We start from the raw sequence: 393 nt of genomic DNA on the forward strand, positions 1-393 counted from the left end.
GTGTAGCGGTAGAGACGATTGTTGTCCACGCCGCCGATCAGTTCGACGGCGGTGATCAGGCCGGTGATTTCTCGCACACCCGCACCAACACCACCGAGCAGGCCGGTGCCCATGCCGTCCAGTTCGATGGACAAGGTCATCTCGTGGCCAATGGCAGCGTCTAGATCTGATTCGAGCATGGACTGATCGGCTGCCAACGAAACGGGGCGCAGATCCACTGTGTAGGTGAACAACTCGCTCAGCGCTTCGCGGCCCGAGACGCGCACGAATTCCAACTGTGGCTGCCCCAGTAGGTCAGGGATCGCGTTGCTGCTCGCTTTGACTGTGCGGTGGTTGCCGATTTTGTTGGACATGCGTTCTGCTGCGCCCATCTCTGTGCTCCTCGTGCGTGAC

General features: G+C 60.3%; 1 protein-coding gene. It reads right to left on the minus strand.

Features of this window, described 5'->3' with window-relative positions:
- The coding region (locus tag C1J01_RS54425) for a contractile injection system protein, VgrG/Pvc8 family (protein ID WP_220040522.1) at nt 1-371 on the minus strand (371 nt) is incomplete at its 3' end.
- Nucleotides 372-393 lie beyond the last annotated feature (22 nt).

The sequence above is a fragment of the Nonomuraea aridisoli genome, from assembly GCF_003236395.1.
In the GTDB taxonomy this organism is placed as follows: Bacteria; Actinomycetota; Actinomycetes; order Streptosporangiales; family Streptosporangiaceae; genus Nonomuraea; species Nonomuraea aridisoli.